The following is a 21,551-nucleotide window of genomic DNA, read 5'->3' on the forward strand; positions in this document are numbered from 1 at the left end:
TCCCCTGGTATTACAACCGGTTTACAGGTTCTGTAACCGATGAGCCGTAATCGTTAATCGCTTCCACGGTAAGGCCATCCGCCACTACACCAGAGGGAAGCGTCAGATCGAGACTGCCGTGCGGTGCCAGCATATCGGCGGGGATCGTTGTTTTTTTGCCTGCGTGCGTCGCGGTTACAGCCACGGCAGAAACGTAGTACGCCGTCGGATTACTCAGGATGATATGATTACCCTGCGCCTGCCAGCGCAGCTGCGCGATTGCCTTACGAGCGCCTTTGTCGTCAAGTGTGACAGGGCGATAAAACAGCTTGATCCTTGATCGAAAGGCCACCTGCACCTGATTTGTCCCTTTCTCACCTACAGGCGGGATTTCCAGCACGTTTAACCAATAAACGCTCTCTCTGTCGGCGGGCAAAGCAGTCCCGGTATATGACAGGCGTAACGTTTGTCCTGCGTCGGCATTCACCCGCGTCAATGGAGGAGTCAGCACAAAAGGAGTGCGCATTGCGTCCGGTTTAATTTCTGGATTACCGTCATCGGTCCAGCTTTGCAGCAATACCGGATATTTTCCTGGATTCGTAATTTGCACGCTGATATCTTTTTCCGCAGCATGATAAATGACTCGGGTGGTATTGATTTGAATACTGGCATACGTCGCTGGTATTCCCGTAGCCAGTAAAAGCGCTGTAGCAGAAAAGAATCGGTGCAGTTTCATAGTATTATTGCCTTTAAAACAGAATATTTAACGATATGCTCTTTATTTTTATAAAATCCGGAGAGGAAGGTTCGACATAAAACCTTCCACTCCGGCTTGTTACGAAGTAAGAAAATTACTGGAGTTTATAGAACACTTTGAAAATGTTTATCTATACTATTCGGAGAAATACTTTTACCAAATTTTCTTAAGTAATATTCTGATATCAGTTATAGATCAGCGAATACGTTACGCTAGACGCAACCGCACCAGCAGTAGCTGCCCCCGTTGCATAATAGCGTACGGCATATGGCAGAGTTGCATTACCACCACTAATAGGCACGTAGTTACCCGTGTTCTGCGCAATGTCGCCTGCCTTAATTGGCGTATTCCCGGAACCGTCGACAAGCTCCAGCACAACATTGGACGCACCTGTTGTATTGGTATTAACAAGACGACCATTACTGTCTACATTTGCTCCTCTTTCAAAAAAGGCCTTAACAGTGCCAGCGCCTGCTGGGTTAGTCGACGCACACCCAGTGACATCCATTTTAAAAGATGTCTGACCCGCGACATTACCTGCGGTACCTAAAATATTTGCCTGAACAGTTGGCAGCGTCACAGCCGCCGCAGTATTACCTGTTGCGCCATTAATCGTAGCACTACAGGTCTGGTTATTTACCGCACCGGTAAAATTAATAGTGCCATTTCCGGCTGCCTGAACAGCAGAGACAGCAAATACGCTGCTGAATGCAACGATAGCGGCGATTTTTTTCATTATGTTGTTCCTGATAAAAATATAACGAGTTGTTGTGCATTTCAAAAGAGCAGAGTCTCTCTGAGAAGCTGAATCGATTATCAACAGGCTCAAAATTAAATCAACAACTATTTAATCAACGAAAAAAACTTAAAACATAATTATTTCCTAAGATTTCCTTACTGATAATAACTTACGCGACAAATATCTCATCAAAAATTTCAATTGGTATCTTTTAATGAAATTTTTGTAATCCCCACCCACTAAAAGCCTTCATTTTTTCATGGTTTTTATATAGCTTTATTTATAACTTTTTTTACAGGTTGAATCAAAAATGTTATATGCGGAAACAGATAAAATTCACTTAGTTTTATATGTCGTTAGAGATAATGGTGGTGATAATACCCATGGGGACTACTTTCATCACGATGCTATTACGGTGTGTGGTGTAATTCTATAGTTTTATAATTAAAAAAAGTATAGTTTGCACGGGTGAACTACGGAAAAAAACATAATTTGTATTACAAAACAAAATGGCTCAGGGAGAGTAACCTCTCCCTGAATTAAACACCTTTGCGGCCTGCTAAAATAAAAAGCTTATAAATGAATATTAAGCATTTTTTAGCACAGTGGTTTCACGGCTTCACGCATGCCTTTTGCCAGGATGGCATCCAGATCGGCAGAAACTTGCTCCACCAGCCCAGAAACCTGGGTCAGGTCTTGCTCCCAATGTTCTTTGACCGCCAGTACAGTACGCACCAACGCCTCAGTACTTATCTGGCGATCGCGATGTTGGCTCCACAGTTGTTGGAAACGTTCAATCCAGTGCGCATCATCCTGGACCGGATAAGACTCACCGTTACGCTCCCCGCGGTAGAACGCAATCAACGCCGCAAGTGCAAACGTCAAACGCGCAGGCAGTTTACCGCTGGCCTGTTGCCCTGCCAGCAGTTGCGGCAATATACGGGTGCGGAATTTGGTCATGCCATTCAGGGCAATCGACAACAGCTGATGTTTTATATAGGGGTTGCAGAATCGACCGGTTACCGCGCTGGCAAAAGACGCCAGCTCATCACGAGGTAAATCCAGTACCGGAATGATCTCTTCATAAATAGCTTTTTCAACGAAGGCGCAAATTTCTGCGTCATTCATCGCCTCGCCTACGGTGTCCAACCCTGCCTGCCAGGCAACAGGAACCAGCGCAGTGTGAGCACCGTTGAGAATCGCCACTTTGCGCTCTTTGTACGGTTTGATGTCATCCACAATCAGGACATTCAGCGGATACTTATCCAGACGTAGTTCTGCGGCTAATGACTTCGGCCCCTGAATGACAAACAGATAGAAATGTTCTGCCGTGTCGAGGAAAGCATCATGATAGCCCAGTTCAGCTTCGAGCTTAGCTACCTCATCACGCGGATAGCCGGTAACAATACGGTCCACCAGCGTAGAGCAAAATGCATTGGCCTGATCCAGCCACTGAATAAACGCTTCCGGCAGCGTCCATTCCTGAGCGTAGCGCAGAACCAGTTCACGCAGCGCATCACCGTTATAATCAATCAGTTCGCAAGGGATGATAATCCAGCCTTTATCCAATGCGCCGTTAAAATAGCTGAAGCGTTCGAACAGCAGACGCGTCAGTTTAGCCGGATAACTTACCGCTGGCGCGTCGTCAAACTTATCGCCCGCGTGGTAACTGATACCTGCTTCCGTGGTGTTAGAGAACACAAAACGCATATCAGGATTATGTGCCAGCTTCAGGAACTCATCGTATTCGCTATAGACGCTGATTTCACGGTTAACTGAACGAATTAGACGAGCATCGCTGACAGCCTCGCCCTTCTCATTCAAACCACGAATGATAGTAGTATAGAGGCCATCCTGCGTACTCAGCGATGGCGGGAAGGTACTTTCGATAGGACGAACAATGACCACACCAGCGTTCAGATCGGTATGTTCGTTCAGCAGATCAACCTGCCAGTCTACAAAGGCGCGCAGGAAGTTTCCTTCACCAAACTGAATAATGCGTTCAGGATACTGAGCACCGGGGAAATCGCGACGATTTAGTGTTTGCACAATGGGTTCCCTTTATGATTAGTCATACAACCTGATTGAATTGGTCCAATAGGTTAGCAAACTTTAATACATTGAAACCCTGTTTTGATCAATCCCCGGCGACAAATTAGAGCGTTTTATAGAAAAGTGTGGTCCCGGTCAGCGTCCCATCGGGCATTTGGGCATAGTCAGGTATCACCCCTACCTTTTTCCACCCGCAATTGTGGTAGAACAACTCCGCGCCACTGCCCGTCGCCGTATCAAGCACCAGCAGCGTTTTACCTTGTTGACGCGCGCAACTTTCCAGTTCGTTCATCAATTCACGAGCCAGGCCACCGCGTCGCGCTGAGGGGTGAACCAGCAGTTTGGCAACATCAGCACGATGAGGTTGATTTTCAGGTTGATCGATAATGAGTTGGACGGTACCGACAAGCGCCCCCTGCGCGTTCTGCGTACCAAGAACGATCCGTTCTCCGCGAGAAACACTTTGCGCGACGTTCATCCAGAAAGGCTCTGATTTTTCGCGATTAAAGGGCAGCATAAAACTGATGGAGGCGCCGTCATTGACGCACCGTTCAAGAACATCGCTGAGCTCGTCGATTCGCGACAGAATCTGTGCCGCGCTCATCACAAAGCAGGGTTTACCGGAAGCCATGGTTTCTCCTTAGATTGACCCCTTCATACTGCTTTTAACAATTACACAACACAAGGGGTCATATCATAGGATAATGTTATCTATGGCTTGTTCATCTGAAGCACTAACCAGTGATAAATAACCGTGACAACGTAATGTTTTTGTTCATCGTTTAGCGCTACGCCCTGAGGTATATCATGCCATTTCGCCAGACACCCTCGACAGCACGTTGCCGTAGCATGTTGAGCGATAAATACCGGGTGACCACGCATGGGAGTCTGTTTACCATCATTGGCGGGAAACGCAGGTGCCAGTCGTTTAGCAATAAAATCCGCAGCATGTTGTTCGATAACCGGCGCCCCTTTATCCAGACAATACTGCCTTTCTTTCTGACCAAGACGAAACCGCGAGCGAAACGTTGATTTCGCCAGCCGGGCAAAAAGAGGATCGAGCGTATTCATCAGTAAACCGAACGCCCCAGCTGTTGTGTTAATTGCTCCAGCACGGCGATACCGGCCAGTGAATTTCCCGCCGGGTCCAGTTCCGGACTCCAGACAGCAATCGCCATCTCGTGAGGCACGATCGCCACGATGCCGCCACCCACACCAGATTTCGCCGGAAGCCCGACCCGCCAGGCAAACTCCCCTGCGTTCTGATACATGCCGCTGGTCGCCATTAGCGCATTGATCTGCCTGGCCTGCATCGGCGTCACCACGGGTTCCGCAAGATGATAGGCATGGCCTTGATTTGCCAAAAAGACAAAGGTTCGCGCCAACTCCACACAGCTCATTTTTAGCGCGCAGTAGTGAAAGTAATTTTGCAAAACGGTGGTCACGTCATGGTGAAAATTGCCGAAGGATTTCATCAGCCAGGCAATTGCGGCATTACGCGCCGAGTGTTCAAACTCTGATCGCGCGACCGTCGCATCATAAGCGATATCCGAAACACCGCTTAACGCCCGTACCACTTCCAGCATCCGTTGACGCGGTGCGCTTAGACGCCCTTGCAACATATCGCAAACCACCAGCGCCCCGGCGTTAATAAAGGGATTGCGAGGGATACCCTGCTCCATTTCCAGCTGCACCAGGGAGTTAAAAGGATGGCCAGAAGGATCTTTGCCGACACGCTGCCAAATCTCCTCTTCCTGATAGTGACGCATTGCCACGACCAGGCTGAGCACCTTTGAAATCGACTGAATAGAAAAACGTTCCTGCGCATCTCCCGCCTGATAGTGCTGTCCATCAACGGTACAGATAGCAATACCCAGTTTTGAACCGTCGACAGAGGCTAATGCCGGAATATAATCAGCGACTTTACCCTGACCAATCAGCGGACGAACCTGCTGCACAATGGTCTCTAAAATTGAATTGTCCATGGCCCTGGCCACAACATGCTCCTTGCTCGCAGGTATGAAAGGCCTGCGAGTATAACAGAGCTGAATACGCAGCGTCAGGCCGGAAGGCGGAATCTGGCCACGGCCTGCATAAGCTGGCGGGATTCATGGTGTAGCTGCAAGGAAGAGTCAGATGCAGCATTCACCAGATCGCTGGTTTGCCGGGCTTCGCCGTTCAGGACATGCAGCTTTCGAGTCAACTGGTGAATATTGTTCCCTTGATTTAAGGTTGCTGTCGAAATGTCGTTCAGCAACGCGCCAAGATTCTCAACCAGTTCGATAACCTGCTGCAAATTCTTATCCAGCCCGTTAACCGCGTGAAAGCCCTCTTCAATGCCCTGTAACGAGTGTTTAATCAGTGTCTGAATGTTTTGCGTAGACTGACCGCTTTTTCGCGCCAGCAGCCCAACTTCTTTCGCAACCACGGCAAACCCGCGCCCTTGCTCCCCGGCATGTGCTGCCTCGATTGCCGCGTTAAGAGCCAGGATATTTGTCTGAAATGCAATATTATTGATAAGCGTTGTAATACCTCGCATTTCAGACGAACGTGTCACAATCGCCTGCATTGACGTATTTACCGTCGCCATCATTCGGTCCCCGCCTGCCGCAACATCTCGCGCCTGCACAGCGCGTTGATTCGCCAGTTCAGCAAAGCCACTGTTATCCTCAACATGCATTTCCAGCAACGAAATATGCGATGTCACGCTGCTTAACTCTTCACTTTGTTTCGCCGACTGCTGATATAGCTGTTTATTGTTCTGCGCAAGTTCGTTGATATTTTCTACCATTGCAGTGGTGGCATCGTTCACCTGCTGCACCAGCGCGCAGAGACCTTGCTGCATTGCAGCAATACGCGAACTTAATTGCGTCACTTCCCGGTTAAACTGACTTACCTGCGGGGCCGGGCGAGACAGGTCCCCCGCTGCTAAAATATCGATATGATCGATCAGCCGTCGCAGTGGCATAATCACCCAACGGGACATACTGCGCCAGACCAGAAAGGCGATAACCACCAGCACGAGAGGAATAAACAAAAATAGATTCTGTAAACGCTCAAGACTGGTCAACAGCTGCTGACGCCCAGCTTCCGCATGTCGCCCACTGTGCTGCTGAAAGCGCGCGTAATTAGCGTTAAAGTCCGTCTGAAAGGCCTGCACGGGTACGGCAAAAAACGCATCAATGGAACCGGACTGCATCAGCCCATCCGCCTGCTCCTGAATACCGCTATAAAAACGCTGATAGCTCTCCGTTAGATCCGGATCCGGCTGCGGTTTCATATCCCGCCAGGCATCCCATGCACTTTTTGACTGCGCCAGCGCCCGGTATGCCTCTTCCATTAACGGACGCCAACTCCCGTCCGAACCGGTGGCGGCATCCTGCATAAAATAAACTCCCGCACGGTTAAGTAAATCGCTGGCAGATAATAACGCCACCCGCGCTTCATCAACCTTCGCCTGCTGTATAAGCGCGAGTTGATTACGTCCTTCATTATGCTGTGCGCCGCTGACTGAGGCCGAAAGCATTAAGGAGGACGCGACCTGCAAAACAGAGAACAGCGCAATAATGCAAAAAATGCCGGTTAACAGACCAAACTGACGGGGAATAAGACGACGGAAAATTTGCGTTATGTTCATATTACTCTTCTGTATCAAAGCGTTAGACGCGAGTGTACGGAGAGTAAATGACAGAAAAATTGCAGAAATAAGACAGGTGCCTCCAGCGGAGACACCTACACCATCAAAGGCGGTTTTTCCAGACAGTCTGCACGTTACAAAACTCATGCAGACCAAAGTGCGAAAGCTCTCGGCCAAAACCACTTTTCTTCACACCGCCAAAGGCAACGCGGGCATCGCTGGCACTGTAACCATTGATGAATACGCCACCACACTCCAGGCGCGACGCCATCTTCTGCGCCAGCACTTCATCCGCAGTAAACACCGTGGCAGATAAGCCGAAATCACTGTCATTCGCCAGCGCTAAGGCATGTTCCGCATTCTTCGCCACAGTAATTGCCGCAACCGGACCAAACAGCTCCTGGCGGAACGCCGTCATCTCTGGAGTAACATCGCCCAGTACCGTCACGGCATAGTAATTACCATGACCCGCAATTTTTTCCCCGCCGAGAAGTAACCGCGCCCCTTCGGCAAGGGTGGCTTCAACCTGCTGGTGCAGCTCATCACGCAGATCAAATCGCGCCATCGGCCCCAGATCGTTTTCTTCGTTCAGCGGATCGCCCATTTTGAGCGCGCTCGCAGCGGCCACAAAGCGTGAAGTAAATTCTGCCGCTATCCCTTCTTCGATAATAAATCGTTTGGCTGCCGCACAAACCTGCCCGGTATTCTGATAACGCCCGGCGACCGCCGCCTTAACGGCCAGATCGAGGTCTGCATCATTAAGAACAATAAACGGATCGGAGCCCCCCAGTTCAAGAACGCATTTTTTCAACGCGGCCCCCGCCTGGGCGCCAATCGCCGCACCAGCACGAACACTACCCGTTACCGTTACCGCCGTGATACGCGGGTCATTGATCATCTGACTGACCCCTGCGTTATCGGCATTCACCCAACAGTAAACCCCTGCCGGTACACCCGCATCAGCGAAAACCTGCGCAATAATTGCAGCACAGCCGGTTACGTTAGGCGCATGCTTTAACAGGTAACCATTTCCGGCCAACAGAATCGGGACGGCACCTCGCATTACCTGCCAGAGTGGGAAGTTCCACGGCATGATCGCCAAAATAGTTCCTACCGGACGATACTCAATCACCGCCTGGTTATTCTCCACCAGCGTGGGTTCCGGACTGAGCATCGCCGGTCCATGCTCGGCGTACCAGTCACACAACGCAGCTGACTTGGCGACTTCAGCACGCGCCTGCTTAATGGGTTTACCCATTTCACGTGAGATACACTGCGCCATCTCTTCCGCACGATGGCGCAGAGCTTGCCCAATATGGCGCAGCATTTGCGCACGGTGCTCAACAGAAGTGTGTTTCCATTCGCTATAGCCATTCGCTGTAAGGTTCAGCGCATGATCAATCTCTTCCACGCTGGCCCACGGCGTCGCCGTCAGTCTTTCACCGCTGGTAGGGTCAATGGAAATCGCATGTGTTGCTGCTGTGATAGTCATTAAGTGCCTCTCTTTATCGCAGGGTATGGTTATATCATGAGCATATTTACTCTTTCTGAAAAATGAATAATATTAACCATACCATTCACGAATAGAGAAAATAATGGATCTGACGCAGCTGGAAATGTTTAATGCCGTCGCGGAGACTGGCAGTATTACGCAGGCCGCTGCGAAGGTTCATCGCGTGCCATCTAATCTCACCACCCGTATACGTCAGCTTGAAGCCGACCTGGGCGTTGATCTGTTTATTCGTGAAAACCAGCGTCTGCGGCTTTCCCCATCCGGGCACAACTTTTTGCGCTACAGCCAGCGGATCCTCGCGCTGGTTGAGGAAGCCAGGATGGTCGTCGCCGGGGATGAGCCGCAAGGACTCTTCTCTCTCGGCTCGCTTGAAAGTACGGCAGCAGTACGCATCCCCGCCACGCTGGCTGAATATAACCAGCGTTACCCCAAAATTCAGTTCGCGTTAGCGACAGGTCCTTCTGGCACAATGCTGGACGGCGTGCTCGACGGTACATTGAACGCTGCCTTTGTCGATGGCCCAATTACCCATCCAGGCCTTGAAGGAATGCCGGTCTACCGTGAAGAGATGATGATTGTCACTCCTAACGGTCATCCCCCCATTCAGCGGGCCAGCGACGTCAACGGTTGCAGTATTTACGCCTTTCGCGCCAACTGTTCCTATCGCCGCCATTTTGAAAGCTGGTTTCATGCCGATCGCGCCATGCCCGGCACCATTCACGAAATGGAGTCATATCACGGTATGTTGGCCTGCGTCATTGCCGGAGCGGGTATCGCACTGATCCCGCGTTCGATGCTGGAGAGCATGCCAGGGCATCATCAGGTCAACGCCTGGCCGCTAAGCGAGAACTGGCGCTGGCTGAATACATGGCTGGTCTGGCGCAGAGGTGCAATGACGCGGCAGTTAGAAGCGTTTATTGAGGTGTTGAACCCTCAGTTATCACAAAGCCCGGAGTAACTGGCGATCCTCAAAGAACATGAATAACTGTATATCCGGGTGAAGTCATACGCCCGGAATTTCATTATTATTGAAATACTTAAAAATATGAGGAATGTTCGGCAGTAAATTATAGCGCCCTACCAATGAAATGAGATCCGCATCACAAAATGATTGTATTTTCGCCAGCAAACGTTTTAAGATCGTGGCCTTACCTTTTCGCAGCTAATCCTCTTATTTGATATGACAACAGACACTGTTTCCCGCAAGGTCGCGTGGCTACGGGTAGTTACGCTTGCCATTGCCGGTTTTATTTTCAATACCACAGAGTTTGTCCCTGTCGGTTTGCTTTCCGACATCGCACAAAGCTTTAATATGCAGACCGCTCAGGTCGGGATCATGCTGACGATCTACGCCTGGGTTGTTGCCCTGATGTCGCTCCCCTTCATGTTACTTACTAGTCAGGTAGAGCGCCGAAAACTTCTGATCTGTCTGTTTGTTGTGTTTATCGCCAGCCATGTGCTCTCTTTCCTGGCATGGAATTTTACCGTGTTGGTAATTAGCCGTATTGGTATTGCCTTTGCGCACGCTATTTTCTGGTCGATCACCGCATCGCTGGCAATTCGCCTGGCTCCTGCCGGGAAACGTGCACAGGCTCTCAGCCTGATTGCCACTGGCACTGCGCTGGCGATGGTATTGGGGCTGCCCATCGGGCGTATCGTCGGTCAGTATTTTGGCTGGCGCACGACCTTCTTCGCCATCGGTATGGGGGCGTTAGTTACCCTGCTTTGCCTGATTAAGCTCCTGCCCAAACTACCCAGTGAGCACTCCGGCTCTTTAAAAAGCCTGCCCGTGTTATTCCATCGCCCGGCATTGATCAGTCTGTATCTACTGACGGTGGTTGTGGTCACCGCGCATTATACGGCCTACAGCTATATCGAGCCGTTCGTGCAGACCGTCGCGGGCCTGAGCGCAAATTTTGCTACTGTCTTATTGCTGGTTCTGGGTGGTGCGGGAATTGTCGGTAGCGTCATTTTCGGTAAGCTGGGTAATCTGCATGCGTCCGTACTGATTAGCAGTGCCATTGCCCTGTTGACGATATGCCTGGTACTGTTACTTCCCGCCGCTGACAGCGAAATGCACCTTGCCATCCTGAGTATTTTCTGGGGCGTCGCCATCATGCTGATAGGCCTGGGTATGCAGGTGAAAGTGCTGGCACTTGCTCCGGATGCGACTGACGTCGCAATGGCGCTGTTCTCCGGAATCTTTAATATCGGTATTGGCGCTGGCGCACTGGTAGGCAATCAGGTGAGTTTGCACTGGTCGATGTCTACGATTGGTTACGTCGGCGCAGTGCCTGCCGTTGCCGCGTTGATATGGTCGGTGATTATCTTTCGTAAATGGCCGGTATCACTGGAAGAGCAGCCTCAGCATTCATAAAAAATATGCCCGGTAAATATTACCGGGCATAGTGTTTTAAGCGTAGGTTTTGATAATTTCCAGCACGCCGTTAATAATAAACTGCACGCCCATACACACCAGCAGGAAGCCCATCAAACGAGAAATCGCTTCGATACCACCTTTACCGACCAACCGCATGATCCCCCCGGAACTGCGCAAACAGCCCCACAGGATAATCCCGACAACCGCAAAAATAATCGGCGGCGCGATCATAATCACCCAGTCCGGAAATTCGGAGCCATGACGCACGGTTGACGCGGAGCTGATGATCATCGCAATTGTCCCCGGACCGGCAGTGCTTGGCATAGCCAGCGGTACAAAGGCGATATTGGCCGTCGGTTCGTCTTCCAGCTCTTCAGACTTGCTTCTCGCTTCCGGAGAATCATGCGCCTTCTGCTGCGGAAACAGCATCCGGAAGCCGATAAACGCAACGATTAACCCACCCGCAATACGTAACCCGGGAATCGAAATCCCGAACGTATTCATTACCACCTGCCCGGCGTAGTACGCCACCATCATAATGGCAAATACATAGACAGATGCCATGAGTGACTGACGGTTACGCTCTGCGCTGTTCATATTGCCGGCTAGGCCAAGGAACAACGCCACGGTGGTTAACGGGTTTGCCAACGGTAACAGGACTACCAGCCCCAGTCCTATTGCTTTAAACAAGTCCATCATAATGTCATCTTTCCTGTGCGTTAATCGTCAGCGGCAAGTATACGGTGTAATCCGCGAGATAAGCCATTTTCGTGATGTAAGGATTCATTTTTCATCCGCACGTATAAACCATAATTATCAAACCGTTAAAATTCCACTCGCCAGGTATTTAGTCTGATGATTTAGCAAAACGTGGCATTTGCGGATTCATTCGTTTGACTTATATTTGCCTAAGCAATAATATCAGCCGTGACTAACTACTTGCCAGGGCAACCATTGTGAAAAACACCAGTGATCTGTTTAACGAAATCATCCCACTGGGTCGTTTGATCTATATGGTTAATCAGAAAAAAGATCGTTTGCTAAACGACTATCTGTCACCGCTGGATATCACGGCATCGCAGTTCAAGGTGCTCTGCTCCATCCGTTGCGCGGTGTGCATCACCCCTGTCGAATTGAAAAAAGTGCTGTCTGTCGACCTTGGCGCCCTGACGCGGATGCTGGACAGACTGGCCTGTAAAGGCTGGATAGAAAGGCTTCCGAATCCACATGATAAGCGTGGCGTGCTGGTGAAACTCACCGAGCATGGCGCAGCAATTTGCGAGCAGTGTCATCAATTAGTAGGGCAAGACCTGCACCAGGAACTAACAAAAAACTTAACGGCGGATGAAGTAGCCACACTTGAGCACTTGCTTAAGAGAATCCTGCCGTAAACAGAAAGAGGTATGACGATGTCCAGACGCAATACTGACACAATCACTATTCATAGCATTTTGGACTGGATCGAAAATAACCTTGAATCGCCGCTCTCGCTGGAAAAGGTGTCTGAGCGTTCAGGTTACTCCAAATGGCACCTGCAACGGATGTTTAAAAAAGAAACCGGTCATTCACTGGGTCAATACATTCGCAGCCGTAAAATGACTGAAATAGCGCAAAAATTAAAAGAGAGTAACGAGCCCATTCTTTATCTGGCAGAGCGTTACGGTTTTGAGTCTCAGCAGACGCTGACCCGGACATTCAAAAACTATTTTGATGTTCCGCCGCACAAATACCGTATGACGAATATGCATGGCGAATCGCGCTATTTGCTTCCACTCAATCAATGTAATTGCTAATCGCCAGTTAACGACGTAACCGAGGAAATCATGAAACTTCTGTCTTATGCAATGCTGGCCCTGCTTTTTGTTGTTTCGGGTCAGAGCATGGCGGAACAGACCGCGCAACCTGCCACACAGAACAGTCGCGACGCGATGATTATGCCCCCTGCGCACGATCAGTCCCCGTTCGATTTTAATCATATGGGTGCAGGCAGCGACAAGTCCGACGAATTAGGTGTGCCTTATTACAATCTGCGCAACCTGTAATTATATTGCCCCGCTACTGCGGGGCTTTTTTTAGCCCTTCACCGACGCAACTTTACGCAACCGAAAACCAAACACATTGATATACAGCCCAGCCATGATCAGTAGCGCACCAAGTAGCTGTAATCCGCTAAGCGTTTCGTCCAGCAGTACGGCCGCACTCGCCAGACCGACAACCGGCACCAACAGCGATAGCGGCGCTACCCGCCAGGTCTCATAGCGTCCGAGTAACGAACCCCAGATGCCATAACCCACAATGGTCGCCACGAACGCCAGATACACCAGTGACAAAATGGTTGTCATATCTATCGCCACCAGACTTTGGGTAATTTGCGCTGGACCATCGAGAAGTAATGAGGCCAGGAAGAACGGAACAATGGGGATTAGCGCGCTCCATACCACCAACGACATAACGGCCGGACGCGATGTATGCTGCATGATTTTTTTGTTAAAGATATTGCCACAGGCCCAGCTTAGCGCCGCCGCCAGCGTCAGCATAAAACCGAGCATGCCAACATGCTGACCGTTCAGACTGGCTTCAATCAGTACCAGCACACCAAATACCGCCAGCGCAATTCCTACCAGCTGTTTACCCTGCAGACGTTCGCCAAAGGCGAATGCCCCCAGAATGATGGTGAAAAACGCCTGAGCCTGTAATACCAGAGAAGCTAACCCGGCAGGCATACCAAATTTGATGGCGCTGAAGAGAAACGCGAACTGTCCAAAACTAATTGTCAGGCCGTAGCCGAGTAAAAGCGAAAGCGGAATTTTCGGGCGGGCAACAAAAAAAATCGCCGGGAACGCCACCAACAAAAAGCGTAACCCTGCCAACATCAACGGCGGCATATTGTGCAAACCCACTTTAATGACAACAAAGTTCAGTCCCCAAACCACAACGACCAGTAACGCCAATAACCCGTCTTTACGCGACATACCACCGCCCCTGCAAATATTAAATTTTTGTAAACAAGTTAAAGTAACGGAAATCGTTGTACCGTAACAGATCATTAATTCAGGTAGGCCACACAGGGCATTTTCGGACAACTTATTGGGTGTACATCACACTTTTAGCATGCTATTTGTTTCTGATATCTAAAAAAAACATAACAACATGCATTGTCGGGCAGGAAAATGAATATCTCTCTGAGAAGGTCCACTCTCGCGTTACTTGCGTCATCTTTGTTATTAACCATTGGTCGTGGCGCCACGCTGCCATTTATGACGATTTACCTCAGTCGACAGTATCAACTGAGCGTCGACCTGATCGGTTATGCGATGACGGTTGCACTGACCATAGGCGTCGTCTTCAGCCTTGGCTTTGGTATTCTGGCCGACAAGTTCGATAAAAAACGCTATATGTTGCTGGCTATCTGCGGCTTTGCCTCCGGCTTTATTGCTATTCCGCTGGTGCATAACGTCGTGATAGTGGTTTTGCTCTTTGCCCTGATCAACTGCGCCTACTCCGTCTTCGCCACGGTGCTGAAAGCCTGGTTTGCCGATAACTTGTCTGCGACCAACAAAACGAAAATTTTCTCACTTAACTATACCGTGCTGAACATCGGCTGGACCGTTGGTCCGCCGCTGGGCACGCTGCTGGTTATACAAAGCATTAACCTGCCGTTCTGGCTGGCTGCCGCCTGTTCTGCGCTACCTCTGGTGTTTATCCAGACGTGGGTAAAACGTTCACCGGCAACCGCAGAAGGTTTAAATGCCGCTGTTTGGTCCCCTTCAGTACTGCTGCGCGACAGAGCATTATTCTGGTTTACGCTGTCAGCATTTTTGGCATCATTCGTTGGCGGTGCCTTTGCATCCTGTATTTCGCAATACGTTATGGTGGTTGCAAACGGCGATTTTGCCGAGAAAGTGGTGGCAGTCGTCCTGCCCGTTAACGCCGCCATCGTAGTATCACTGCAATACGCACTTGGTCGCAGGCTCACCGCCACGAATATCCGCCCGTTAATGACAATGGGTACAGTCTTCTTTGTCGTTGGCCTGGTCGGTTTCGCTTTCTCCGGCAACAGTCTGTTGTTATGGGGAATTTCTGCTGCCTTTTTCACTATCGGCGAAGTCATTTACGCACCGGGTGAATACATGCTTATCGACAACATCGCCCCAGCAGGCATGAAAGCCAGCTATTTTTCTGCCCAGTCGTTAGGCTGGCTTGGCGCAGCGGTTAACCCATTAGTCAGCGGCGTCATTTTAACCACATTGCCACCCTGGTCGCTGTTTGTGGCGCTGATAGTGGCGATCGTTCTTGCCTGGGCGCTAATGATAAAAGGCATGCGCGCCAAACCCTGGGGCCAGACGGCGGTCTGCTAGTTATTATGTTCGCGACAGAGCCACAGTCGCTCTGTCGCATACCTCAGATAGCAACCAGTCCCCGAACGCCCTCGGACTCCATATTTTTACCGTCGCCGCTTTGAATAATGCTGCCCCGCGACATCAACAGGTATTTGTCGGCGAGCTGCTCGGCAAAATCATAGAACTGCTCCACCAGCAAAATGGCCATATCGCCGCGATGCGCCAGTTGGGAAATCACCTGACCAATCTCTTTAATCACCGACGGCTGGATCCCCTCGGTAGGCTCATCAAGGATCAACAATTGCGGGCGACTTGCCAGTGCTCGCCCAATCGCCAGTTGCTGCTGCTGCCCGCCGGACAAATCTCCGCCCCGCCGATGCTTCATTTCCTGTAAAACCGGAAAGAGCGCGTAAATATCATCCGGCACATGTCGGGCCTCCGGTGCTGAAAAACGGGAAAGGCCGAGCAGCAGATTCTCTTCTACCGTCAAACGCGGAAAAATATCACGCCCCTGCGGGACATATGCCACACCGGCCCTGACCCGCTGATGCGGCTTCCATTGAGTGACATTTTTCTCCTGCCAGAGCACACTTCCGCTGCGGGCCGGAATAAGCCCCATCAGACACTTAAGTAGCGTTGTTTTCCCCACGCCGTTACGCCCCAGCAGACATGTCACCTCACCGATACGCGCTTCAAAGTTCACCCCGCGTAGAATATGGCTGCCACCATAATATTGATTGAGTTCTTTCACCTGCAGCATCTGCACTCCTTAACGCCCGAGATAAACTTCAATAACCTGCTCGTTGGCCTGCACTTCACGCAGACTCCCCTGAGCCAGGACACGTCCTTGATGTAATACTGTGACGCGATCGGCAATGGTTTCGACAAATCCCATATCGTGCTCAACAACCATCAGAGAGTGCTTACCGGCAAGCTGGCGAAACAGCTCCGCCGTGTATTCCGTTTCCGCATCCGTCATCCCCGCCGCGGGTTCATCCAGTAGCAGTAAATGCGGCTCCTGTACCAGCAGCATGCCAATTTCGAGAAACTGTTTTTGCCCATGCGAAAGCAGACCGGCGCGGCGGGTCCGCTCATTACCCAGCCGCAACAGCGCCAGTACTTCATCAATACGATCCCGTTGTTCGCCTGAGAGTCGTGCCCGTAGAGAACCCCAGACAGATTTATCATTTTTCAGCGCCAGCTCCAGGTTCTCTTCCACCGTTAATGCTTCAAATACCGTGGGCTTTTGAAATTTCCGTCCAATCCCCTGACGCGCAATGGCAATGGGATCCAGCGTCGTTAAGTCGGTCGACTGATCGTATATCGCACGACCACTTTGCGGCCTGGTTTTACCGGTAATGACATCCATTAACGTCGTTTTTCCGGCGCCGTTGGGCCCGATGATGCAACGCAGTTCCCCAACGCCAATATTGAGCGTGAGATCGGTTAGCGCCTGAAATCCATCGAAGTTAACGTTAATTTTTTCCAGCTGTAGCACCGGATCAGTCTGGTTGCGAAACCGATCCCCCGGCATCTGGCGAGTAAATAGCCCTTCATCTGGTTGCATTATTTGTCTCCCTTGCGAAACAGACCAATTACCCCTCGGGGTAAAAACAGCGTAACGCCAATAAAGATCAGGCCAAGAAACAGCTGCCAGTATTCCGGCATAATCACCGTAAACAGGCTTTTCGCACCGCTCACCAACACGGCGCCGAATACCGGGCCGATCAGGGTTCCACGTCCGCCGAGAGCAACCCAAATCGCCGCTTCAATCGAGTTGGTCGGCGACATTTCGCTGGGGTTAATGATCCCCACCTGCGGAACATACAGCGCTCCTGCCAGGCCGCACAGTACAGCGGAAAGCGTCCACACCAGTAACTTGAAACCTTTCGGATCGTAACCACAGAACATCAGACGGTTCTCTGCATCGCGCACGGCAGTCAAAATACGACCGAACTTACTGCGGGCCAGCGCCAGTCCCAGCCATAATGCCAGCACCAGCAGCATGACCGTCGCCAGAAACAGCGCGATACGGGTTGAGGTGGCGGTTACCGGGAATCCCAGAATGGTGGTAAAGCCGGTAAAACCGTTATTTCCCCCAAAACCCGTTTCGTTGCGAAAAAACAGCAGCATTCCTGCGAACGTCAGGGCCTGGGTCATGATAGAGAAATAGACCCCTTTGATTTTTGACCGAAAGGCAAACCAACCGAATACCAGCGCCAGCAGGCCAGGAACCAGAACGACCAGCAGGAGCGCCCAGATAAAATGTTGCGTCCCCCACCAAAACCACGGCAACTCGCTCCACGACAGGAATGACATGAAGGCCGGTAATCCTTCGCCAGAGGCCTGGCGCATCAGGTACATTCCCATCGCATACCCTCCCAGCGCAAAGAAAATACCGTGTCCCAGCGAGAGCATGCCGGCATAGCCCCACACCAGATCCAGCGCGACCGCGACAATGGCATAACAGAGAATTTTCCCGGCCAGCGTTAGCGTCCACACCGATATAGCCAGCGGATGGTCCGCAGGTAACAGCGCAAGAAACGGCAGAGTAATCAACGCCAGCAATAACCCCAGCCCCAGGATGCGCGTCGCGCGTGGCGCTTTACGCGCCAGCGTTAATGTCATTGGCATCGTCATCAGTCAATAACCCTCCCTTTTAGCGCGAACAACCCCTGCGGACGTTTCTGAATAAACAGAATAATCAGCACCAGAATCATGATTTTGCCTAGAACCGCCCCCACCTGAGGCTCCAGAATTTTATTGAAGATCCCCAGTCCAAACGCCGCGGCCACGCTCCCGGCGAGTTGTCCCACGCCGCCCAGCACCACAACCAGAAACGAATCGATAATGTAGCTTTGCCCCAATTCCGGTCCTACGTTGCCCAACTGCGAGAGCGCTACGCCCCCCAGCCCGGCAATGCCTGAACCAAGGCCAAAGGCCAGCATATCGACGCGTCCGGTAGGTACGCCGCAGCAGGCCGCCATATTGCGATTTTGCGTCACGGCACGTACGCGCAGCCCCAGACGCGTTTTATTCAACAACAGCCAGGTGAAAAACAGCACCAGAATGGCAAAGCCAAGCACCACAATTCGGTTCCACGGTAAAATCAGATTGGCATAAACCTGAATCCCCCCTGAAAGCCATGCCGGATTGGCGACTTCCAGGTTTTGCGCGCCGAAGGACATACGCACCAACTGGATGAGCATCAGGCTGATCCCCCAGGTCGCCAGCAGCGTTTCGAGAGGACGCCCGTATAAATGGCGGATCACCCCGCGCTCAAGCAGCATTCCCACCGCCGCGGTAAGTAAAAAGGCAACCGGCAGCGCAATAACCGGATACCAGGCTAGCCATTGCGGGAAAAACTGGCTCATCAGCTGTTGTACCATCCAGGTACAGTAAGCCCCGAGCATTAACATCTCGCCATGCGCCATATTAATGACGCCGAGTAATCCATAGGTTATAGCCAGACCCAATGCCGCCAGCAGCAAAATTGAGCCCAGTGACAACCCCATAAAGGCCTGTCCAAGAAGGTCCCCAACCTTCATGCGATGCGCGATGGAATTCAGGCTTTCGCCAGCGGCAGCACGCACGCGGGTATCGGGTTCATGTTCAGCCCGGGTGAATGGTTGCAGGCGCGCCTGAGTTTCAGGATCATTTGACGACCCTAATAGTTCGATTGCCTGACGTCTGACCTCCGGCGAGGAACTGTTCAGCTGCAGATTTGCCAGTGCAATAGCCAGCGCGGATTTCACATCACCATTTGACTCCTGAGCCAGTCGTTGCTGTAAAAACGGCAGCATATCCGGCTGTGCCTCACGCTGTAATGTACGAGCTGCCTCTAACCTTAACGTGACACTGTCACTTAAAAGCTGATGGACAGCCAGCGCTCCTGCCACCAGATTACGCAGGCGGTTAGTCAGGCGAATTTTTTTTAGCTCGCCGTTTGGGGTTGTCGCTGTTCCTAACGGTAGTGCGTGCGAGCCGTTCATGATGAAGGTATTTTTCGCGTTATCAGTCAGCAGATTCTCATCTCGCAACGCGCTGAGCAGCGGGATGCGCTGAACATCGGGATTCACCGCCCATTGTTCAAGCAAGGCGGCCTGCTGAGTTCGATTTGCGGCTGTAAAGGTATCGGCATCTGATGCCTGTGCTATCCACGGCAAAAACCACGTCAGCAACAACACACCACGAATAAAGCGCATAGCTTTCATGAGCGTTCTCCAAAGCGGTACCCTCCCGCAGGAGGGCACACGATCAGTTGCTGGCGGTTTTCACAGGCTGTTCAGATTTTTTATCATTACCAGCGATGTACGGACTCCATGGCTGGGCGCGGACCGGCTCATCGGTTTGCCATACCACGTTAAACTGGCCATTGCCCTCAATCTCGCCAATCATGACGGGTTTATGCAGGTGATGGTTGGTCGCATCCATGGTCAGGGTAAAGCCTGATGGCGCAGCGAAGGATTGCCCCGCCATTGCAGCGCGAACTTTATCCACATCGGTCGTTCCGGCTTTTTCTACCGCCTTCGCCCACATATGGAGGCCAACATACGTAGCTTCCATGGGGTCGTTTGTCACCACCGATTCAGCATTTGGTAATTTGTGCGCTTTGGCATACGCCCGGTAATCCGCGACAAACTTCTTGTTGGCAGCGTTATCGACGGACTCAAAGTAGTTCCAGGCTGCAAGGTTGCCCACCAGCGGTTTGGTATCAATACCGCGTAACTCCTCCTCACCCACGGAGAATGCCACCACAGGAACATCGGTGGCTTTCAGGCCCTGGTTGGCCAACTCTTTATAGAATGGAACGTTAGAATCGCCGTTGATGGTTGATACCACCGCCGTTTTTCCCCCTGCGGCGAATTTTTTAATACTGGCGACAATGGTCTGGTAATCGCTGTGTCCGAATGGGGTGTACACCTCTTCGATGTCTTTATCGGCAACTCCTTTTGAGTGCAAAAAGGCGCGTAAAATTTTGTTGGTCGTGCGCGGATAAACATAATCCGTGCCCAGCAGGAAGAAGCGTTTCGCGCTGCCGCCGTCCTCACTCATCAGATACTCAACCGCAGGGATCGCCTGCTGGTTGGGGGCTGCGCCGGTATAGAAGACGTTAGGTGACATCTCCTCACCTTCATATTGCACTGGGTAAAACAGCAGACCGTTCAATTCTTCAAATACTGGTAGAACCGATTTACGCGAAACCGATGTCCAGCAGCCAAAAACTGCCGCTACCTTATCCTGACTCAGCAACTGCCTTGCTTTTTCAGCAAATAAGGGCCAGTTCGAGGCCGGGTCAACCACCACCGGTTCCAGCTTTTTACCCAACACACCGCCCTGAGCATTAATTTCATCGATGGTCATCAACGCCACATCTTTTAGCGGCGTTTCGGATATGGCCATCGTGCCGGATAAAGAATGCATGATGCCAACTTTGATGGTGTCGGCTGCCTGAACGCTAAAACTCACGCCCATTGCTACAACAGAGGCAGAAAGTGCAAAAGCTTTTAAAAATGTACGACGCTGCATAGTTTCACTCCTGAAATTAAACTTGCTGAAAGCTCCGGTGCAGCCGGGCAGACAAAACGGTGCAAATTAAAGGTGTTCAGAAGTGATAAGGCAAAAACGATGCCAGATATTAAAACATCATATAAAATCAATAAATTAGCATCTCGAGCACAAAAATCAGTATTACATTTTCCCACCAAACGGGTTAATCAAAGGAAAAATTGAACCACCATGAGACAACTCTGCATTATAAACGTGCAACAATCTGTGTCAGCAGCACACTGTCATAGCAGCGTCTCAGGGTTTAAAAACAGGATTATTTGTGCGCAGATAAATGTGTCTCGTCACTATTATTTATTTTATTCGACGTGCTCATGTCAAAAATTTACTTTTCAGCCGAAATAATCACACAGTTCAGCCTTTGTTTAAGATTGAATTGCTACTATAGTCATAAGCGAGGTGAACTTAAGGTAAGAGAGGAAACTCACAGATAAAGGAGCATTTACTATGCTGGGTAATATGAATATTTTTATGGCTGTTCTGGGAATTATTTTATTTTCCGGTTTCCTGGCCGCGTATTTTAGCCACAGATGGGATGATTGATGAACGGAGATAGTCCTGCACCGACCCGGCCCCTTGTTGCGTA

The 21,551-nt window shown here is 50.8% G+C and carries 22 protein-coding genes; 7 read left to right on the forward strand and 15 right to left on the reverse strand.

Annotation, left to right across the window (positions count from 1 at the left end):
• Nucleotides 1–10: 10 nt before the first annotated feature.
• From GUC46_RS12055 to sad, 8 genes are all read right to left on the reverse strand, one after another.
• The gene (locus GUC46_RS12055; RefSeq protein ID WP_044712408.1) at nt 11–715 is read right to left on the reverse strand and encodes a molecular chaperone; all 705 of its coding nucleotides are present in this window, start codon (nt 713–715) and stop codon (nt 11–13) included.
• Nucleotides 716–920: 205 nt separating this feature from the next.
• Entirely contained in the window at nt 921–1,472 is a 552-nt protein-coding gene (locus tag GUC46_RS12060; RefSeq protein ID WP_061549101.1) for a fimbrial protein, read from the reverse strand.
• 600 nt (nt 1,473–2,072) lie between these two features.
• Complete coding sequence (locus tag GUC46_RS12065; RefSeq protein WP_160180224.1) at nt 2,073–3,524, reverse strand: tagaturonate reductase; 1,452 nt, start codon at nt 3,522–3,524, stop codon at nt 2,073–2,075.
• 106 nt (nt 3,525–3,630) lie between these two features.
• On the reverse strand, nt 3,631–4,158 hold the full coding sequence (locus GUC46_RS12070) for an N-acetyltransferase (protein ID WP_139935397.1): 528 nt from the start codon (nt 4,156–4,158) through the stop codon (nt 3,631–3,633).
• A gap of 80 nt (nt 4,159–4,238) precedes the next feature.
• Nucleotides 4,239–4,598: a DUF4186 domain-containing protein gene (locus tag GUC46_RS12075; protein ID WP_071687334.1), complete on the reverse strand. Its 360-nt coding sequence runs from the start codon at nt 4,596–4,598 to the stop codon at nt 4,239–4,241.
• Nucleotides 4,598–5,524 carry a glutaminase B gene (gene glsB / locus GUC46_RS12080; RefSeq protein WP_139935396.1) on the reverse strand — a complete coding sequence of 309 codons (927 nt, stop codon included), beginning with the start codon at nt 5,522–5,524 and terminating at the stop codon, nt 4,598–4,600. Before glsB ends, GUC46_RS12075 begins: the two co-directional genes overlap by 1 nt.
• A 62-nt stretch (nt 5,525–5,586) precedes the next feature.
• Nucleotides 5,587–7,164 carry a methyl-accepting chemotaxis protein gene (locus GUC46_RS12085; protein ID WP_130714657.1) on the reverse strand — a complete coding sequence of 526 codons (1,578 nt, stop codon included), beginning with the start codon at nt 7,162–7,164 and terminating at the stop codon, nt 5,587–5,589.
• Nucleotides 7,165–7,267: 103 nt separating this feature from the next.
• Nucleotides 7,268–8,656, reverse strand: a complete 1,389-nt coding sequence (sad, locus tag GUC46_RS12090) for a succinate-semialdehyde dehydrogenase (protein ID WP_130714658.1) — start codon at nt 8,654–8,656, stop codon at nt 7,268–7,270.
• A gap of 103 nt (nt 8,657–8,759) precedes the next feature.
• Here sad and GUC46_RS12095 point away from each other — a divergent pair, with 103 nt between their 5' ends.
• Nucleotides 8,760–9,635 carry a LysR family transcriptional regulator gene (locus tag GUC46_RS12095; RefSeq protein WP_003032431.1) on the forward strand — a complete coding sequence of 292 codons (876 nt, stop codon included), beginning with the start codon at nt 8,760–8,762 and terminating at the stop codon, nt 9,633–9,635.
• A 222-nt stretch (nt 9,636–9,857) separates the two neighbouring features.
• Nucleotides 9,858–11,054 (forward strand): sugar transporter, encoded by a 1,197-nt coding sequence (locus GUC46_RS12100; RefSeq protein WP_130714659.1) that lies wholly within the window; start codon nt 9,858–9,860, stop codon nt 11,052–11,054.
• 36 nt (nt 11,055–11,090) lie between these two features.
• On the opposite strand, the gene GUC46_RS12105 is transcribed toward GUC46_RS12100, so the two are convergent.
• On the reverse strand, nt 11,091–11,756 hold the full coding sequence (locus GUC46_RS12105) for a MarC family NAAT transporter (RefSeq protein WP_003032428.1): 666 nt from the start codon (nt 11,754–11,756) through the stop codon (nt 11,091–11,093).
• A 257-nt stretch (nt 11,757–12,013) separates the two neighbouring features.
• Between GUC46_RS12105 and marR the strand changes: the two genes are divergently transcribed.
• Genes marR through marB form a run of 3 tightly spaced genes read left to right on the forward strand, consistent with a single transcriptional unit; the run spans nt 12,014 to nt 13,099 of the window.
• Entirely contained in the window at nt 12,014–12,448 is a 435-nt protein-coding gene (gene marR, locus GUC46_RS12110; RefSeq protein ID WP_003832935.1) for a multiple antibiotic resistance transcriptional regulator MarR, read from the forward strand.
• Between the two features lie 18 nt (nt 12,449–12,466).
• Nucleotides 12,467–12,850 carry an MDR efflux pump AcrAB transcriptional activator MarA gene (gene marA / locus GUC46_RS12115; RefSeq protein WP_003032424.1) on the forward strand — a complete coding sequence of 128 codons (384 nt, stop codon included), beginning with the start codon at nt 12,467–12,469 and terminating at the stop codon, nt 12,848–12,850.
• 30 nt (nt 12,851–12,880) lie between these two features.
• A complete protein-coding gene (gene marB / locus GUC46_RS12120) occupies nt 12,881–13,099 on the forward strand; it encodes a multiple antibiotic resistance protein MarB (RefSeq protein ID WP_003032422.1) in 219 nt (72 codons plus the stop codon).
• Between the two features lie 30 nt (nt 13,100–13,129).
• Here marB and eamA read toward each other — a convergent pair whose 3' ends face one another.
• Nucleotides 13,130–14,029, reverse strand: coding sequence for an O-acetylserine/cysteine exporter (gene eamA, locus GUC46_RS12125; RefSeq protein ID WP_102190900.1), 900 nt, complete (start codon nt 14,027–14,029; stop codon nt 13,130–13,132).
• Between the two features lie 198 nt (nt 14,030–14,227).
• On the opposite strand from eamA, the gene ydeE reads away from it, so the two are divergent.
• On the forward strand, nt 14,228–15,415 hold the full coding sequence (gene ydeE, locus GUC46_RS12130; RefSeq protein WP_130714660.1) for an efflux MFS transporter YdeE: 1,188 nt from the start codon (nt 14,228–14,230) through the stop codon (nt 15,413–15,415).
• Between the two features lie 43 nt (nt 15,416–15,458).
• Here the strand turns inward: ydeE and urtE are convergent, their stop codons facing one another.
• The 5 genes from urtE to urtA are packed head-to-tail and all read right to left on the reverse strand — an operon-like array spanning nt 15,459 to nt 20,926.
• Nucleotides 15,459–16,157 (reverse strand): urea ABC transporter ATP-binding subunit UrtE, encoded by a 699-nt coding sequence (urtE, locus tag GUC46_RS12135; RefSeq protein ID WP_054528371.1) that lies wholly within the window; start codon nt 16,155–16,157, stop codon nt 15,459–15,461.
• 9 nt (nt 16,158–16,166) lie between these two features.
• Entirely contained in the window at nt 16,167–16,964 is a 798-nt protein-coding gene (urtD, locus tag GUC46_RS12140; protein ID WP_003836306.1) for an urea ABC transporter ATP-binding protein UrtD, read from the reverse strand.
• The gene (gene urtC, locus GUC46_RS12145) at nt 16,964–18,037 is read right to left on the reverse strand and encodes an urea ABC transporter permease subunit UrtC (RefSeq protein ID WP_160180227.1); all 1,074 of its coding nucleotides are present in this window, start codon (nt 18,035–18,037) and stop codon (nt 16,964–16,966) included. The genes urtD and urtC overlap by 1 nt, the downstream gene beginning before the upstream one ends.
• Nucleotides 18,037–19,611, reverse strand: a complete 1,575-nt coding sequence (urtB, locus tag GUC46_RS12150) for an urea ABC transporter permease subunit UrtB (protein WP_160180229.1) — start codon at nt 19,609–19,611, stop codon at nt 18,037–18,039. Before urtB ends, urtC begins: the two co-directional genes overlap by 1 nt.
• 43 nt (nt 19,612–19,654) lie before the next feature.
• Nucleotides 19,655–20,926: an urea ABC transporter substrate-binding protein gene (urtA, locus tag GUC46_RS12155; protein WP_130714662.1), complete on the reverse strand. Its 1,272-nt coding sequence runs from the start codon at nt 20,924–20,926 to the stop codon at nt 19,655–19,657.
• A 486-nt stretch (nt 20,927–21,412) separates the two neighbouring features.
• Between urtA and mgtS the strand changes: the two genes are divergently transcribed.
• A complete protein-coding gene (gene mgtS, locus GUC46_RS12160; RefSeq protein WP_003032406.1) occupies nt 21,413–21,508 on the forward strand; it encodes a protein MgtS in 96 nt (31 codons plus the stop codon).
• Nucleotides 21,509–21,551: the final 43 nt, after the last annotated feature.

It is taken from the genome of Citrobacter sp. LUTT5 (assembly GCF_009905315.1).
Taxonomy (GTDB): Bacteria; Pseudomonadota; Gammaproteobacteria; order Enterobacterales; family Enterobacteriaceae; genus Citrobacter; species Citrobacter freundii.